General features: G+C 45.5%; 18 protein-coding genes and 2 pseudogenes. 11 read left to right on the top strand and 9 right to left on the bottom strand.

The features are described 5' to 3' along the window. The first annotated feature begins 123 nt into the window (after positions 1-123). Positions 124-468, top strand: a pseudogene (locus QT994_RS17420) (type II toxin-antitoxin system RelE/ParE family toxin). Further along, the gene (locus tag QT994_RS17415; protein WP_333176475.1) at positions 440-835 is read left to right on the top strand and encodes a transcriptional regulator; all 396 of its coding nucleotides are present in this window, start codon (positions 440-442) and stop codon (positions 833-835) included. The pseudogene QT994_RS17420 and the gene QT994_RS17415 overlap by 29 nt, the downstream one beginning before the upstream one ends. A gap of 16 nt (positions 836-851) precedes the next feature. Here the strand turns inward: QT994_RS17415 and coaBC are convergent, their stop codons facing one another. The 7 genes from coaBC to QT994_RS17380 form a co-directional block, all read right to left on the bottom strand. Next, complete coding sequence (coaBC, locus tag QT994_RS17410) at positions 852-2,051, bottom strand: bifunctional phosphopantothenoylcysteine decarboxylase/phosphopantothenate--cysteine ligase CoaBC (protein ID WP_333176473.1); 1,200 nt, start codon at positions 2,049-2,051, stop codon at positions 852-854. Positions 2,052-2,341: 290 nt separating this feature from the next. Beyond that, positions 2,342-2,554 (bottom strand): protein IsiD, encoded by a 213-nt coding sequence (gene isiD, locus QT994_RS17405; RefSeq protein WP_006632739.1) that lies wholly within the window; start codon positions 2,552-2,554, stop codon positions 2,342-2,344. Positions 2,555-2,599: 45 nt separating this feature from the next. After that, complete coding sequence (locus QT994_RS17400; RefSeq protein ID WP_333176471.1) at positions 2,600-3,223, bottom strand: alpha/beta hydrolase; 624 nt, start codon at positions 3,221-3,223, stop codon at positions 2,600-2,602. A gap of 194 nt (positions 3,224-3,417) precedes the next feature. Beyond that, positions 3,418-3,600 (bottom strand): hypothetical protein, encoded by a 183-nt coding sequence (locus QT994_RS17395; protein ID WP_333045613.1) that lies wholly within the window; start codon positions 3,598-3,600, stop codon positions 3,418-3,420. A gap of 44 nt (positions 3,601-3,644) precedes the next feature. Further along, entirely contained in the window at positions 3,645-3,860 is a 216-nt protein-coding gene (locus QT994_RS17390) for an ATP-binding protein (RefSeq protein ID WP_333176469.1), read from the bottom strand. Further along, on the bottom strand, positions 3,853-4,575 hold the full coding sequence (locus tag QT994_RS17385; protein ID WP_333176467.1) for a hypothetical protein: 723 nt from the start codon (positions 4,573-4,575) through the stop codon (positions 3,853-3,855). The genes QT994_RS17390 and QT994_RS17385 overlap by 8 nt, the downstream gene beginning before the upstream one ends. A gap of 524 nt (positions 4,576-5,099) precedes the next feature. Continuing rightward, on the bottom strand, positions 5,100-7,010 hold the full coding sequence (locus tag QT994_RS17380; protein ID WP_333176465.1) for an ATP-binding protein: 1,911 nt from the start codon (positions 7,008-7,010) through the stop codon (positions 5,100-5,102). A gap of 357 nt (positions 7,011-7,367) precedes the next feature. On the opposite strand from QT994_RS17380, the gene QT994_RS17375 reads away from it, so the two are divergent. Beyond that, positions 7,368-7,565 (top strand): hypothetical protein, encoded by a 198-nt coding sequence (locus QT994_RS17375; RefSeq protein ID WP_333176463.1) that lies wholly within the window; start codon positions 7,368-7,370, stop codon positions 7,563-7,565. A gap of 363 nt (positions 7,566-7,928) precedes the next feature. Continuing rightward, positions 7,929-8,774: a cyanophycinase gene (locus tag QT994_RS17370; protein ID WP_333045611.1), complete on the top strand. Its 846-nt coding sequence runs from the start codon at positions 7,929-7,931 to the stop codon at positions 8,772-8,774. Between the two features lie 164 nt (positions 8,775-8,938). On the opposite strand, the gene QT994_RS17365 is transcribed toward QT994_RS17370, so the two are convergent. Continuing rightward, positions 8,939-9,187 (bottom strand): hypothetical protein, encoded by a 249-nt coding sequence (locus QT994_RS17365; protein ID WP_333145102.1) that lies wholly within the window; start codon positions 9,185-9,187, stop codon positions 8,939-8,941. Positions 9,188-10,028: 841 nt separating this feature from the next. Between QT994_RS17365 and QT994_RS17360 the strand changes: the two genes are divergently transcribed. The 6 genes and pseudogenes from QT994_RS17360 to QT994_RS17335 all read left to right on the top strand — a co-directional run bounded on the left by QT994_RS17360 (position 10,029) and on the right by QT994_RS17335 (position 12,849). Continuing rightward, positions 10,029-10,535, top strand: coding sequence for a hypothetical protein (locus QT994_RS17360; RefSeq protein WP_333176461.1), 507 nt, complete (start codon positions 10,029-10,031; stop codon positions 10,533-10,535). Positions 10,536-10,595: 60 nt separating this feature from the next. Then, positions 10,596-10,895 (top strand): annotated as a pseudogene (locus QT994_RS17355) (alpha-amylase family glycosyl hydrolase); the annotation flags it as partial. Further along, positions 10,822-11,241, top strand: coding sequence for a hypothetical protein (locus tag QT994_RS17350; protein WP_333176459.1), 420 nt, complete (start codon positions 10,822-10,824; stop codon positions 11,239-11,241). The pseudogene QT994_RS17355 and the gene QT994_RS17350, both read left to right, overlap by 74 nt. Before the next feature lie 9 nt (positions 11,242-11,250). Next, a complete protein-coding gene (locus tag QT994_RS17345; RefSeq protein WP_333176457.1) occupies positions 11,251-11,685 on the top strand; it encodes an alpha amylase C-terminal domain-containing protein in 435 nt (144 codons plus the stop codon). Between the two features lie 265 nt (positions 11,686-11,950). Next, positions 11,951-12,328: a BON domain-containing protein gene (locus tag QT994_RS17340; RefSeq protein WP_333176455.1), complete on the top strand. Its 378-nt coding sequence runs from the start codon at positions 11,951-11,953 to the stop codon at positions 12,326-12,328. A 104-nt stretch (positions 12,329-12,432) separates the two neighbouring features. Beyond that, complete coding sequence (locus QT994_RS17335; RefSeq protein ID WP_333176453.1) at positions 12,433-12,849, top strand: DUF2294 domain-containing protein; 417 nt, start codon at positions 12,433-12,435, stop codon at positions 12,847-12,849. On the opposite strand, the gene QT994_RS17330 is transcribed toward QT994_RS17335, so the two are convergent. Beyond that, positions 12,818-13,276: a response regulator gene (locus QT994_RS17330; protein WP_333176451.1), complete on the bottom strand. Its 459-nt coding sequence runs from the start codon at positions 13,274-13,276 to the stop codon at positions 12,818-12,820. The genes QT994_RS17335 and QT994_RS17330 overlap by 32 nt on opposite strands. A 547-nt stretch (positions 13,277-13,823) precedes the next feature. Between QT994_RS17330 and QT994_RS17325 the strand changes: the two genes are divergently transcribed. Next, positions 13,824-14,627 (top strand): DUF2267 domain-containing protein, encoded by an 804-nt coding sequence (locus tag QT994_RS17325; RefSeq protein WP_333176449.1) that lies wholly within the window; start codon positions 13,824-13,826, stop codon positions 14,625-14,627. The last annotated feature ends 158 nt before the right edge of the window (positions 14,628-14,785 follow it).

Raw genomic sequence — 14,785 nt, 5'->3', positions numbered from 1 at the left:
GACCCCATCTTTTTTTACCTCACTTTGGGCAAATCCGCTACTGGTGGGGCTTTTGACTCTTGTTGTCACCCCGTCAGGTCGATCGCCCTACGATAGAAATTGCCGATCGACTGCGATAAAATTATGGAAGTAAAAGCCAGGGAAATTCGACGTTACACTACACCAGAGGGTATATCGCCATTCAGCGAGTGGCTTGATTCGCTCCGCGATCGGAATGTTAGAGTTAGAATCAAATCTAGGCTTGACCGAGTTGAGCAAAGTAATCGCGGAGATTTCAAGTCAGCGGGACAATGAGTTTTTGAACTCAGAATTAATTATGGTCCGGGCTACCGCGTTTACTTCGGACAAGTCGGCGTAACAATTGTGGTAATCCTCATAGCTGGGGATAAAAGCACCCAATAACAGGACATTCGACAAGCTATAGAATACTGGACAGATTATGAAAAACGTGAAAGCACTGACAAGTGATAGCTACCGCGAGTATCTAATTGAATCTCTCCACGAGCCGGAAGAAGCTGCTGGTTTTATCGGCGCTATCTTGGAAGAAAAAGATCCTGAACCCGCCCTTTTGAGAAATGCCATCCGAAAGGTGATTGACGCTCGAATGAGGATGAATGCTCTTTCGGAGTCAGCAAAACAGCATCACGAAAAACTCGACAAGATGCTGACGGAAAGTGGCGGTTCGGAAATCTATAGTTTGGTAGAATTGCTCGAAGCATTAGGATTTAAACTAGAAATTACTGTCGCAGATACTGAGTTGTCGGCTGACTCGGAATCAACGGATTTTGGGGAATCAGAATTCTCGCCCGAATCAGTAGTAATTAATCCCAGTTAATGAGTAAATCGCGCCCTCACCCTTCCCTCACAAAATCAAACAATCGGTGAGCCATTTCTAGCTTGCTGCAAGGCGCTATTTCTACTTGCTTGCCGGCGGCATTAATTAATATTGCTTGATTGGTATTGCTGCCGAAACCGGCACCTATTTGATCGATCGGGTTTGCGGCAATTACATCCAGTTTCTTCCCCCGCAATTTCTCCAACGCTGGCTTGACAATATCCCCAGTTTGTGCTGCAAAGCCGATTAATTTTTGGTGCGACTGTTTCAATTTTCCCAACTCTGCCACAATATCCGCTACCGGTGCCAAAGGCAAACTATTGGGGAGCGATCGCTTCGGCAATTTCTCACTACTGTACTCCGCAGGCTTCACATCTGCTACCGCCGCAGCCATCACCGTCAAATCCGCATCGTGAAAGCATTCCAGCATCGCCTGCCGCATTTCTTGAGCACTGGCAACTGCGATCGCCCGTACACCTGACAGCGGCAATTCCCCAGTTATACTGTGTACCAGCGTCACTGTCGCGCCGCGGTGCTGTGCAGCTTGCGCCAAAGCTATACCCATTTTGCCACTGGAAGGATTGCCGATAAACCGCACCGGATCGAGGTGTTCCCGCGTTCCTCCCGCACTGATCAACACCCGAAGCCCCGCTAAATCTCGATCGCCCTTCGCATACAACAGCGATTCAATATGAGGCAAAATCTCACCCGGTTCTGCCATGCGGCCGACACCCGCGCGATCGCACGCCAGCATTCCCGCCCCCGGATTCGCAGCATGATAGCGCCCATAAGTCAAAACTTCCCGCCAATTCCGCTGCACCGCCGGCTGTTCCCACATATCCGTATTCATCGCCGGTGCCAGCAAAATTGGGCAAGTAGAAGCTAAAACAGTATTAGTCAGCAAATTATCAGCAAAACCCCCCGCCAACTTAGCCAAAGTATTAGCTGTCAAAGGAGCAATCACAAAAACTTCCGCCCATTCTCCCAGTTGAATATGCAGGGGGCGGCCGTGGCTTGCTTGCCAGAAATCTTTGTCAGTAAAAGCAGGATGGCGGCACAGAGTAGCAAAAGTCAAAGGCGTTACAAACTCGCCAGCCGCATCAGTAAGAATAGCTTTAACTTCCGCTCCAGCTTTCGCTAAAGTTGAAACTACTTCGCAAACTTTGTAAGCCGCAATCCCGCCACTAACCCCGATTAAAATTCGTCTGCCCTTCATGATTTTTGGTAATACAGCAACCTTCGAGGTTATGAGAACTTGATGAATTCCTGAAACCATTGCGGAGAATTGCCCGATCGCATCTCCTCATTCTTTCTTCCTTCTTCCTCATTCTTTCTTCCTTCTTCCTTCTTCCTTCTTCCTTCTTCCTTCAGCCATAAAAAAGAATCAAGAAAGAAATTAAGATAAAAACAGGCTAAAATCCCTAATTCATCTGTTTAATCCGCAACAAAATATGCTGCTAACTTCTTCCTCAATTCCGTCGAAAATTTTGAGCTAGATTTTTCAGTCTATGCTTCGTCGTAGGCTTCCATATCCAGAAGGTGGAGATAAGGTTCAACTAGCTCCGGCCGCTGAAAAGCAAGCGATCGCAACAAATGCCAATCATTCAATCCCTCAAAAGGATCTGTATAATCGTCAACTTCCAAACGGACAGCCAATTCCGCCACGTCCTGAGAAGTAAGTACAGCAATATCGCGCGATGCTTTGGTTAAAGTTTTCATTTTTTTCCCCTGCCCGAGACTTCCGCCATACTATATACTAAACCTTTAATTCAATTTCGACACAGTTTCTACAACAAAACTTCGCATTACATCTATAACTTCCGGCAGAATCTCGTGTCCCATGTTAAATTCTTGATACTGCACCGCAGCTCCCCAAGCCGTCAAACTCTCGCGCGATCGCACAGCAGCACTAACGGGAACAATAGTATCTTGAGTACCATGCACGATTAAAACAGGTGGCAAAGCATTCCCAGCAACTGGCGAAATCGGGTGTAAATAACCGCTCAGACAAATTAAACCCGCTAGGGGCAAAGTCAATCCCACATCTAGAGTCATCGCTCCGCCTTGAGAAAAGCCACCTAAAATTGTGCGAGACAAAGGCACGCCCGTGCTGCTTTCCAAAGACAGCAAAAATTCCCTCAGCAATTGCCGACTTTCTACCAATCCCTGAGCGTCTTTGCTTTGAAGGTTATACCACGCTTTGCCGCTCGTTACTTGCGGATGGGGAAAGGGGGCATCGGGAAACACAAACTGATAATCCGGCAAATTGAAAGCTGGTGCTAAGGAAGTCAAATCCCGAGCATTAGCACCCCATCCATGCAAAGCGACAATCAAAGCAACAGGTTTGCGATCGGTTGTGGGCGGAATGCTAATAGATTGTAAAGACATCGTAGTTAATAATTGGTAATCTGGTCTTGCTACAATTATAAATTGTCACGACGGGTAAAACCAAAAAAAATTATCTTTGGCGATATTGGACTCGAAATTAGCACGCGCTTGCCAATAACTATAACCGTTAACAGTGGAAAGTAGACTGCGAAATCCGCACCTTTTCCAAGTTGAGTGCGGATAGTTCACTTTTTCTAAACAAGAATTAGGAAGCATCTCAAATTTGTAAAAACACTTCTTCTGGCTCCTGCCTTCTTCCTCCTTTCTTCTTCCTCTTTCCTCCTAGATCCTGCCTCCTGGCTCTTTTCTTCTTCCTCTTTCCTCTTTCCTCCTGTCTCCTGCCTCCAAGCTCCCATTTCTAGCTTAGCTGCTTTCATGAGATGCTCCCAGTAAGACTCAGCTAGAAGAGAGATTTCTCCCGCTAATTCCAACTGGCACCTACCGCAGATGAAACCTTAGAAACAGATTGCTTTAACTGTTGTCGCACCGGCACCTCAATCCAAAATTCAGTTCCCTCTACCGGAGCCGATCGACACCTAAGCGAACCTTGATGTTTGTCCACTATTTGATAGCCGATCGACAATCCCAAGCCAGTACCTTTGCCTACAGGCTGGGTAGTAAAAAACGGCTCAAACAAACATTTTTTTTACATTCTCCATCATGCCCGCTCCATTGTCCGCAATTCGCACGCATACACAATTAGAACTTAAAAGTTCAGTGCGAATCCGAATAGTAGGTAAAAAAGCCGCCTCAGAGGAATTTTTACCATTGGGTAAAATGTGAGTTTTTGTGTATAAAAAATCAAAGGCATTGCTCAAAACATTCATAAATACCTGATTCAATTGTCCCGCCCAGCACTCCACTAAAGGCAAATTTCCGTATTTTTTGATGACTTGAATACCCGGAAAACCAGGTTGGGGTTTCAGCCGACTATCCAAAATCATCAAGGTGCTATCGATGCCTTGGTGAATGTCAACCGACTTCATTTCTGCTTCATCCAAGCGCGAGAAATTCCGCAGAGAAAGGACGATTTGGCGGATGCGTTCAGCTCCCATATTCATAGATTTTAGAATTTTAGGCAAGTCTTCATTGATAAACTCCAAATCAATCTCTTGTAGTTTCGCTTGCACTTCGGGCGTTGGTTTCGGATATTGCTGCTGGTATATTTCCACACGTTCCAGCAAGTCTCGGGTATATACGCCTTGCTTAAAATCTTGTCTGGTAACTTCAGTAGATGCGCTGTAGAAGCCTTCAAGTGAATACAGAACGTCTAAATTTTTGTTAATGCTTTGCTGTAATTGCTGTAATGCCAGATTTAGGCGATCGGCTTGCTGATGAAATTGAGCTTGCACTCGTTGATTTTCCCCATGCCAAACAACGGCCACGGGTGCCAATGACAAGCTTGTACCGGTGCAAAGAGTCAGCGCTGCTGGAATGTAGCGACGGTGCTACAGTAAAGTTTCCTTCAGGGAATTAAACCAATTGCTCGCAACATTCATCTTTCCACACCTTCTGCCACCGGAGTGCAATTGTTTAAAGACTTGTGAAATTCCTTGATAAGACGATCGACAGCGCAGAAACTAAATTGTTTAAAAACTTATGAGCTCAGGAATAGGACTTACCCTGAGAAACCCAATTTCTACAAAAATATTGGTGTGGTAACGAGAAAGTTGGGAAGAAACTCGCTTTCTTACGAAGAATACATCCACGACTCAGGAAGGGAAACCAACTGTCACTAAGTGTAACGAAGCGAGTTCAAATCTGGGTGCTCCCCAACTTCCTTCCCCGGAAGAAACCGGGAACGAGAAAAAGCCTTTATCTGGTGGGGCGCGTACTCAATACCCGCCCCACAAAGTCAACTTAAATTTGGAACAGCTTACAAAACCGTCCCTATTTCCTTCAAATAAACCCGTGTAAACGGTTCATCATCCCCGAGAGTATACTGTTCGATCAACCCCTGGCGGCGAATAGAAATACTACTTCCTTCCCTCACCACCACAGTATCATCATCAGTGCTTTCTCTGACCAACATCATCTCAGTTTCCCCCGGATTGTCCAGCACCACCATATTGCTGCCCCGATAAAACATTCCCTCAGCTTCCAAAATATTTTCGGGATATTCAGCAATTAACAAATCGAGCTTGGGATTCCGCAGCAAACTTTGCACGTTAAGATTGTAATTCTTATTCAAAACTTTTTCAGAACGGTTGACAAAAAGTCCACCGCGACAAACAGCACCGATCGTCCAATCGGGATGCTGCAATAGAATGTGGTCGATTATTTCTTGCAGATCGTGCACCGAAATTCGGTTGAAAGTAATAATCGGAATTCGGGCGGTTTTTCCCGAGTCAAAGAAAGTTTCGATAATATGCGAAGGCACATCAACACCTTCGCCGACAGCCGGGTTGAGGTGCATAAAAATCCCCGGCGCTGCATTGATTTCGAGAATCCCAAAATTGCCTGTTTTCCAAGATTTGGCGAGACTTTCTGTTATCACATCAACCCCCAAACAAGTTAACCGAAAATGTAGGGCAATATCTTGAGCCAAAACAATGTTATCCGGGTGAATATTGCGGGTAGCGTCGATGCTGACGCCGCCTGCGGAAAGATTGGCGACTTTGCGTAGATACACAATGCGATCGCCCTCTAGGACACTATCCAATGACAGCCCTTGTTCTGCCAGATACATTTCCATCGCTTCGTCAGACTGAATTTTGCTCAGGGCCGAAGTTGGCGTATCCAAACGTTGGGGTTTGCGGTTTTCACGACGGATCAATTCCCGCATTGTGGATTCGCCATCACCTGTTACCCAAGCGGGCCGGCGTTCAGTTGCAGAAACAAATTTGCCGTCAACGCACAGCAGCCTAAAATCCGAGCCTTTGATGCTGTTTTCCACAATTACTCGCACCGGATCTGTGTCGGGAATTGCCTTAACTGCTCTTTTAAAAGCGGCCTGCAAGTCCTCAGCATCTCGGACATCTGCTGTTACGCCAATCCCTTTATGACCGACTACTGGTTTGATAGCAACTGGGTAGCCAATTTCTCTAGCAACTGCCAGAGCTCCGTTTTCTGTGGAGACGATATCGCCTTTGGGAACAGGAAATCCTAATGTAGCGAGAAAAGCTTTACAATCGTCTTTGCGCGTGGTAAAATCTGAGTCTAAATGGCTGTCAGAATCAAAAGTAGTTGCAGATCCGCGCACAAGTTTTTTACCGTACCCATATTGCATTAGTCCTTCATCCCACAAGTAAAATGCGGGGATGCCTTTTTGGGATGCCGATCGCATTAACGAATAAACTGTCGGGCCTCCGTAAACTGACTGCCGGAACATATTTTGCAGCGCGCCCATTTGTGCTTCCAAGGGAAAGTCTTGATTTTGATTGATGGCTTCAAACCAATCCCAAACTGCGTAAACTACGGCTCTGCCTGTGCGGGCGTGAAGTGCTTCTATGCTGATTCTGTTAAAGTGAGAAAATGGCTTGATGTTCCAGTGTTGGAAGTGCAAACCCATGTCGAGTTTTGCTACTTCTGAGGCGGTACGGCCGAACAGTTGGGCATGGTTCGAGAAAGTTTCGTGCAGCAGTTGGGGGTAGCGATCACCAATAATTTTCTGGTAATATGCGATGGGCAAAGGTTCGCTCGCGGCCGTTACCGCTAAATCAAAAACTAAAGCAGCGGTGTCTAAATAAGGGTTGGGCCCCATGTAGTGTTTGAAATTGAAAACATCAAAAATATCGGTTTTTCGAGCATTAACGCGGGCTGTTTCGGTGCTTTTTTCTTGCAGCATTTTCTAACCTCCTTTGAGTTAAATTTTTACGGTAACTTTATAGTCGGTGCAGGGGATACTACCTGCGGGTATAGATATTATTGCACTGCTCAGTTGAGACAGATACTCCGGCCAATTCTCCCTTCAGCATTGCGGAAGAGGAGGAAGTAAGAAAATATTTCTTCTTCCTTCAATATCTGACTAAAGGTTGATGACTAAGCACATATAACTAAGCACTAATAACTAAGCACTAATAACTAATGACTACTTTCTTCCCCCTTTAGAATAAAATCTATAACTTTAGAGAGGTACACGGCCCACTTATAATTGTTTATGACAGTTTATGACAGTGAAAGAAAATTTAAGAGGCAGCAAATTATGAATATCGCACAAACTGCTCTCAGGGACAAAGTTCACCACTTAGCTGAGGAAGCATTTCACCGGAAGCTAATTTCTGGCTACGGCGATGGTCAAAACAGCAACGAATATCAGATTGTCTGGAACGGCAAACCCAGACACCTACCTTTAGAACGGGCGAGTACCATATTGAGCAATTTGATCGAGCGATCGCACTAACAGGCGATCGGACTAATTGAGGACTTACGCTCATCAATCCGATTTCTAGGAGAAACTAATAGGAGGAGTCGCGAAGAATCCCGTCAGAAACCGGATTGATTACCCCGCGCCGGTAAGTCTTGATAAATTTAACTCATTTTTTGACCCACCTCTATCCTGTTAGGGGAGGGTTAAGTTTTGTTTAACAAAAACATTGTTACAGCCCAAAGCCTGAGTAAAAAACAACCCGAATGCTTGAGCTGTTTGCGTCCTGGAGTGGTAGAAGTAGGATATTTTTTTGTATTTATATATACCTTTTGGCAGTTTTCGGACAAAGGAATTTTGTGTTTTAGTGAAATTTAATAAATTAAAAGTGGAGATAATATGGCGAGCCAGGAAACTCAGGGAAAGTTGCTAATTATTGGTGGCGCGGAAGACAAAGAAGGGGACTGCAAAATTCTGCGGGAATTCTTGCGGTGCGCCGGAGGCACTAAAGCGCACATTGTTGTCATGACTGCTGCCACAAGCTTGCCGGGAGAAGTAGGAGATAATTACATCCGAGTGTTTGAGCGACTGGGCGCTGAAGATGTGCGAGTTGTTGACACCCAGAGACCCGAAGATGCCAACAATCCAGATTATTTAGAAGCGATCGAACAAGCCACGGGCATATTCTTTACCGGCGGAGATCAAGCGCGGATTATTAGCTGCTTGAAAGACACAAAACTCGACGCAGCTATGCACAAACGCTACTCTGAAGGGATTATCATTGGTGGCACCAGTGCCGGCGCGGCGATGATGCCAGACATGATGATTATTGAAGGAGACTCCGAGACAAACCCCCGCGTTGATGTGGTAGCAATGGGCCCGGGTATGGGTTTCCTTCCCGATGTTGTCATCGACCAGCATTTCGCCCAACGAGGTCGTCTGGGACGCTTAGTTACGGCACTCTTGCTGCAACCGGCTGTGTTGGGATTTGGTATTGACGAAAATACAGCTATTTTAGTCCACGGTGACGAGTTGGAAGTCATTGGCGAAAGCGCTGTAACTGTCATCGACGAGTCGGAAAAACTCCACGACAATATTGAAGGACGCTTGAAGGATGAGGGTTTGGCGATTTGCGGGGCCAAGTTGCACATCCTCCCCCACGGATATCGGTTTAACTTGAAAACTCGCCAGCCGGTGTTTGATAGCGTCGCAACAACAGCAGAGAGACAAAGGGCGATCGCCTAATTTACTTGCAACTGGCAAACATCTCAAAAGAAAGTATGTAGCGTGTATAATGCACACCTTACCGCTGCAACCAAGTAGGATGGTTAAAAACCTAGTTTCTGCGTCCCGAACCAATAAAAGAAGAGGATTTTACCTCTTCTTTTATTGCGGCGGTTTCTGATTTTTTAAGCACTTTTCTGTTCGCCAAAAATCGACTGCTGCCCTTCTGCAGTCGATATTAAATTCCACCCTTGAGTTCTCAGCTTCTGATAAGTTGCCCATCCCTTAGAACCGCCCGGTTCCCGGTAATCGGATACAGCAAACTGCGGAAAAGCTGTATAAGGCCGCCACCCCTGACGGGCATCGGTGCGTAAGTGCAATATCTTTTCTCCATTGCGTCCCAATCGGGGCAACCAACACATTTGTTTTAGCATTTTTAACACTCCAGAGTTTTACAGTAACGGTAATTCGCCAACATCCCACATTAAACTTTTAGAGCCTTAGAGCCACTGCTCGGAATATCTAACGGGTAACAGGGACGGATGAGATTTTCACCGATTACCAATTACTGAGGTAGCAGCAGTCGTTAAAGCTGATTTTGGTTCTACAAAGTTTACCAGTCAAAAACTATAAAACAAGTGCTGCCAAGACATAAGCAAAAATAATCCTTGCTATTCTCGGCTCTAACTTGGCTTAAAGTCGGAGGAAAACCCAGTTGAATAAAGGATTCATTTTTCTGGTTTCCCTTGCCTTACAATTACACGCTGATCCTCGCTCTTTCCGCATAAAATGACATCTTTCTACGGTATTACCCCTGTCGGCTAAAAAATGTTTCTTTAGTTACAAATGTTAAATGCTGACCACGATTTATTTACTTATCAAAAGTTAAATTACTTTTCATACAATACTTCGGACAGTTTTTGATAGCCAACGGTAGAATAAGCGTTTCAAGGCTCCAAGGCAAGTTCGCTACCAATAGAAAATCTAGGGTTTCAGACTACGAACTAAAAACAGTCCCGACTATTTTTCATAAACAGCGCTTAATAATTTTTAGTTACTTTTACTACATTTTTGATTAAAATCAGGTTTCCGGGTGCCTAGGGGTGCACCTTACTCAATAGCTAGGGTTCGCACTACTCAATCGTCCGGGTGCGCCCCCAAGCACCTTACAACATAAGCGTTACAGGTTTAAATCTTAAGAACGATGGCGACAGATTTGCAAAATGGTAAAAATCAATACTAATCACACTTATAAGTTCTGCAAACAAAGTATTTATGCCCGCTGCAATTGAATTCAAACTCTTCGCTCCCAACAACAAAGCAGCTACACTGCTCGGCTCCTTTTCCCAATGGGCAGAAATTCCCTTAGAAAAAGATGACAAAGGTTATTCCCGCACTAACATTAAGTTAGAAGACGGTATTTATCAATACAAATTCCGAGTTCAGTCGCAAAGTCCCTGTTTTGAACCGGACGAAGGGGTAGAAGTCAATGACCCCTACGCTACTGAAATTGACCGCACTACTAATACAAGTACAATTCGCATCAAAGCAGGGGCGCGAATTATTGATACCTATGTTTGGCAGCACGACGACAAAGAACTCCCCAATAATGAAGAATTAGTCGTTTATGAACCGCACGTTGCTGATTTTTTCGGGTCGGATGGTTCCGACAGTCGCGGTAAATTCCAGCAGGTGAGGGAGAAATTAGATTATCTGTGCGATTTGGGGATAAATGCGATCGAACTAATGCCAGTTAATGAATATGCGGGCGATTATAGCTAGGGCTACAAAGTCCGCGATTTCTTTACCCTAGAGTCCAGCTACGGCGCAACCGCAGATTTCAAGCAATTGATTGACGAGTGCCACGGACGGGGCATTCGGGTGGTTCTGGACGGGATTTACAACCACTGCGATGAAGAAAGTCCTTTATTGCTAATCGATCGCAATTACTGCTACTACCGCCACAAACACTATCCCGAAGATCCGGCTAACTACTGGGCCCCGGAGTTTAACTACGAAAACTTCGGCCCAAAACTCGGCATTCGTCCCGCTGGGAAATTCATCGGCGATGTCGTTAATTTCTGGATTCCAGAATATCATATCGACGGCATTCGCCCCAGATGCAGTGCGGCAGTTGGATAATCAACATTTCCTACACTGGATAACTCGTGAAGCGAAAAAAACCGCCCGTAACAAGCCATTTTACAACATAGCAGAACACATCCCCGAACTTCCCGAACTCGTCGCTGCGGACAGGCCGATGGACGGGTGCTGGCACAAAAGTTTTCGCATTTTTACCATAGAAAATCTGGGGGCGAAGACTTTCGATATCGAAAAGCTCAAACAAGTTTTAGAACCCAAACAACAAGGCTATCAAACCACAACTAATGTTATCAATTATTTAGCCAGTCACGATCGATCCCACTTGCTGGCGGAAGCAAGCTTTCGGGATATCGATCGAGAAGCGGTTTTTAAACGCGCTCAATAGGGAGCGGTTTTGTTAGTAACAGCAGTAGGAATACCGATGCTGTGGATGGGGGAAGAGTTTGGAAAATCCCCTCGACCAACTCCCCACCAGCCGAATAAACTGCAATGGTCTTTGTTGAAAAATCAGCCAAATCATGAGTTGTTGGAATACTACAAACAGGTGATTCTGCTGCGAGAACATTGGCCGGCACTTTATACCGAAAACATTGAATTTATCCACGAAAATCCCGAAGCCAAAGTCATCGCTTACTACCGTTGGAGCGATGAGGGAACGCGAGCAGTAGTTGTCGCTAATTTTTCGCATACTTATCTATCTGGTAACAGCATTCCTAAGTTTCCGGCTGCGGGAACTTGGCACGAGTGGATGTATAACAAAATAGTAGAAGTTGGGGAAGAAGGGTTTAAGTTTGATGTGCCGGAATGGTCAGCCCAAGTATTTGTTTGAGAGCGGCAGAATTATGTCTCCAGGCAGATGATGGAGGAAGTTGTACAACATTAAATGGTATCTAGGATGGGCGCACACAACTCAACAAACTGGGTTTTCCTATCGGGGCCGAAGGCTGGAACGATACTTTTTTAGAGAAAAATCCGGTTTCTGCGTCCTACAGTGCGATCCTCATTCCTGGTATTGAGAATAAAAATTGCACGGCGACGTGCCTACTGTCAATTAACAAGTCAATTAACACAAACTTTGTCGGAGGACAAACTCTATGGGCTGGCTAAAAAGATTGTTTGGTTTAGAAAAACTTGAAAATCAAGAAACTGTTGACGCTCCTGCTTACCAAGCACCTGTAGCGGAAGCTCAAGCTCAAGCTCAACCTGCTGCGAGCAATCAGACAATCCCGCCGGAACGCATGGGATTGAATGGAGAATACGATCAAAGCGGTTTAGCTAAACGGGTGGCTCAGGCTTTCGATGCAAATCCAGAGGTTGCGGATATTGAGACTGTTTATGTGGCTCAACTGGGCACTACTGTGGTTCTCAAAGGTACAGTTCCCGAGCAGGCAATTGTCAACAAGTTAGTGACAATTGCTAAAGGTGTTAAGGGTGCAACTGGCGTGGAAACTGATCAAGTTACTGTCGGGTAGCGCGACGGTTATTTCTAACAGTTAACCGTTAGCAGTTAACAGTTAACCAGTTAGTAGTTAACAGTTAACTGTTTTTTTGATTTATCTTTTTTTTAGTAAAAAATATGACAGGGGAAACCTTAGAACCTACTCGGGGGAAATTAGAACGCACTCTTTCGCAGGGAATTCAAGCTTTGTACCGCTCTCAACTCGGACACCAAACGAGTCAAGCGCTCTGCAATCTTTTGGATAACAAATTGATAATTGTTATCGAAAATGGGCTTACTCAACCAGAAAAACTGCTGGCTCAGAACGGTCAGCACGATTTGGCTTTGCAGGTGCGAGAACAACTACAATCAGTTCTGGAACTGTTACTGAAAGATTTAATCAAAGAGGTTTTGGGCGTGGGAGTGACTGATTGGCTCAGCGATGCGACCTTGGAGACTGGCCGCACGGGAACGATCGCAATTTTGGACTCTGCACCTAAAGTTCGCGATTCTAGTTCTAAGTCTAAAACTCAACCAAAAGCAGTTGAGAGTTGATGTGCTGGCGGATAATTCTTTCTAAATCCTTGATGTTAAAAGGTTTGGAAAGGTATTCCACGCAGCCGGCTTGGAGAATCCGATCGCGGTCTTCTGGTTTGGCTAGTGCTGTGATAGCAACAATCGGAATATGTCTCAGGTCGGGGTTTTGTTGAATGCGTTTTACTACTTCCATACCGTCTATATCCGGCAAGCAAATGTCGAGTACGATTAGGTCGGGAGGTCGATCGACTGCTGCTGAAAGAGCTGCGTACCCGTCAACGGCTCCTACGCACTCGCACCCGAATAAATCGAGTATTTGTGTCAGCAGCTCTAAGTTGTCGGGATTGTCGTCTACAGCCAAAACTACAGGACGCTTGTCTACCGTTGGTTGACCGTTATTTAAAAACGAGGATTCCAATTTCTTCTTCCAAGTAGGGTAGTTCATAAATGCCGATCGAAAAACGATCAAAAAAGTTGTCCCCGAGGCATTCCTCAAGTGGCGCTCCGGCACTTGAAACAGATTGGCTCGTATTTGTAGCTCTCCAATGGCCCGTTTCTGGTATGACCCGATTGTACAATATCGATGCAAGCTGGGGGCAAGAGGGCCACAGTCGATCGAACCCATCGCATCTGCTTAATTCTACCTCTCCTAGCGCCAATTACCAACTTAGGCGCTCTTGGTGCGTTTGCCTTGGTAAAAACACGCCATAAATACCGAAAATCTTACCAATAAAGCATCCTCGCTTAATAGCCTTGAAGAGTGGCGACAGCTTTTCAGGGTACTAACCACATTAGACGTGGGTTCCCATAGATGGATCTACCTAAAGGAAGATTCTAACCGATACTTAATTTTAATAACTTCCACCTGGTGAGAGATACTTGTTACTCTACTTTATACTTCAATGTTTTTAAGTAGTAATTATTGCAAGTTTAGCAAGTAAAAAAATCAGTTTTTACTTTGGTTTAAACGCATATTAACCTAGGAGGTTTTGATGACAATTCCAATCAGAGACGACCTGACTTACATTTTGCTCAAAAAGATTGGCAGCGGAAACGGCAAGGGAGAGTCGGAAATTAGGAACGCAGCCGAAGAATATGTCGGTCACCAGGTGGCGGAAGCGGAATTGCTCGGTCATCTGGACTACCTAAACCAAAGAGAATTTATCAAAGCGGAGTTTAGTGGAGAACCTTACGGAGGATCTGAGTTATTGCCACCTTTAGTGGCATTCCAACAAGCTGAGTTAACAGAAAAAGGCCGCAAACTGTTACACAAAATGGAGACGAATCCTCCGACCTCGCTCCACCAGGAAGGATCGGCAGTTCCTATCGCTTCAAAGGATATGCCGTTTTTGGAAAAAGTGTTGGTAAAAGGTCACTTGGAGGATATTTTTGATGCCCGCGACATTACCGAAGTAGTGTACCGGGTCATGCGCGATGTGATGACAAAAGATGCCATCGAGCACGTGGAATCTGAATTGCACAAAGAAGTTTTGCCTACGGATGACAAAACCCTGCAACAAGAAATAGCAGACCTCTGGAAAGATACCAATCCGCTGGTGGGATTGCTCAGCCGGATACGTCAGCCTTTGACCGGCCCGCCTGCACCTGCGGGGATCGATGGCAATTTGTTTGCACGGAGGGTGGAACTAGAAGGCGCACTTCCTTCGGGAGTAAAACCGGAAACTGCGATCGCGGCTGTATTCTCGGCAACGAAGGATGAGTTGTCCGCGGAGCGAATTCAGGAAATAGCGGGCTTTTTGCCGGACAGAATTCAGGAAATTTGGGAGTCGGCTTAACGGGATATTTCCGGGTATAAATACTTACCAGCCGGGTTGACGAACCAGTATTCTCCCTCCATAGGGCACAATATTGCTTGGTCAACCCGGTTTCTCTATACCTTTTGTCTTGTAGCTCTGCAATTGCTTTTTAGTGAGGACTTGAGTCCTGATCCAAC

Source organism: Microcoleus sp. S13_B4, from assembly GCF_036700885.1.
Classification (GTDB): Bacteria; Cyanobacteriota; Cyanobacteriia; order Cyanobacteriales; family Microcoleaceae; genus Microcoleus.
The sequence above is the reverse complement of the archived record's forward strand: the minus strand, read 5'-3'. Positions and strand labels throughout refer to the sequence as shown.

Coding starts and splice junctions, on each gene's coding strand:
- QT994_RS17365 (WP_333145102.1), bottom strand. CDS start 9,187: ATGCTAAAACAAATGTGTTGGTTGCCCCGATTGGGACGCAATGGAGAA.
- QT994_RS17415 (WP_333176475.1), top strand. CDS start 440: ATGAAAAACGTGAAAGCACTGACAAGTGATAGCTACCGCGAGTATCTA.
- QT994_RS17350 (WP_333176459.1), top strand. CDS start 10,822: ATGTCGTTAATTTCTGGATTCCAGAATATCATATCGACGGCATTCGCC.
- QT994_RS17370 (WP_333045611.1), top strand. CDS start 7,929: ATGGCGAGCCAGGAAACTCAGGGAAAGTTGCTAATTATTGGTGGCGCG.
- QT994_RS17335 (WP_333176453.1), top strand. CDS start 12,433: ATGACAGGGGAAACCTTAGAACCTACTCGGGGGAAATTAGAACGCACT.
- QT994_RS17325 (WP_333176449.1), top strand. CDS start 13,824: ATGACAATTCCAATCAGAGACGACCTGACTTACATTTTGCTCAAAAAG.
- QT994_RS17360 (WP_333176461.1), top strand. CDS start 10,029: ATGCCCGCTGCAATTGAATTCAAACTCTTCGCTCCCAACAACAAAGCA.
- QT994_RS17400 (WP_333176471.1), bottom strand. CDS start 3,223: ATGTCTTTACAATCTATTAGCATTCCGCCCACAACCGATCGCAAACCT.
- QT994_RS17340 (WP_333176455.1), top strand. CDS start 11,951: ATGGGCTGGCTAAAAAGATTGTTTGGTTTAGAAAAACTTGAAAATCAA.
- QT994_RS17330 (WP_333176451.1), bottom strand. CDS start 13,276: ATGAACTACCCTACTTGGAAGAAGAAATTGGAATCCTCGTTTTTAAAT.
- coaBC (WP_333176473.1), bottom strand. CDS start 2,051: ATGAAGGGCAGACGAATTTTAATCGGGGTTAGTGGCGGGATTGCGGCT.
- QT994_RS17380 (WP_333176465.1), bottom strand. CDS start 7,010: ATGCTGCAAGAAAAAAGCACCGAAACAGCCCGCGTTAATGCTCGAAAA.
- QT994_RS17375 (WP_333176463.1), top strand. CDS start 7,368: ATGAATATCGCACAAACTGCTCTCAGGGACAAAGTTCACCACTTAGCT.
- isiD (WP_006632739.1), bottom strand. CDS start 2,554: ATGAAAACTTTAACCAAAGCATCGCGCGATATTGCTGTACTTACTTCT.
- QT994_RS17395 (WP_333045613.1), bottom strand. CDS start 3,600: ATGAAAGCAGCTAAGCTAGAAATGGGAGCTTGGAGGCAGGAGACAGGA.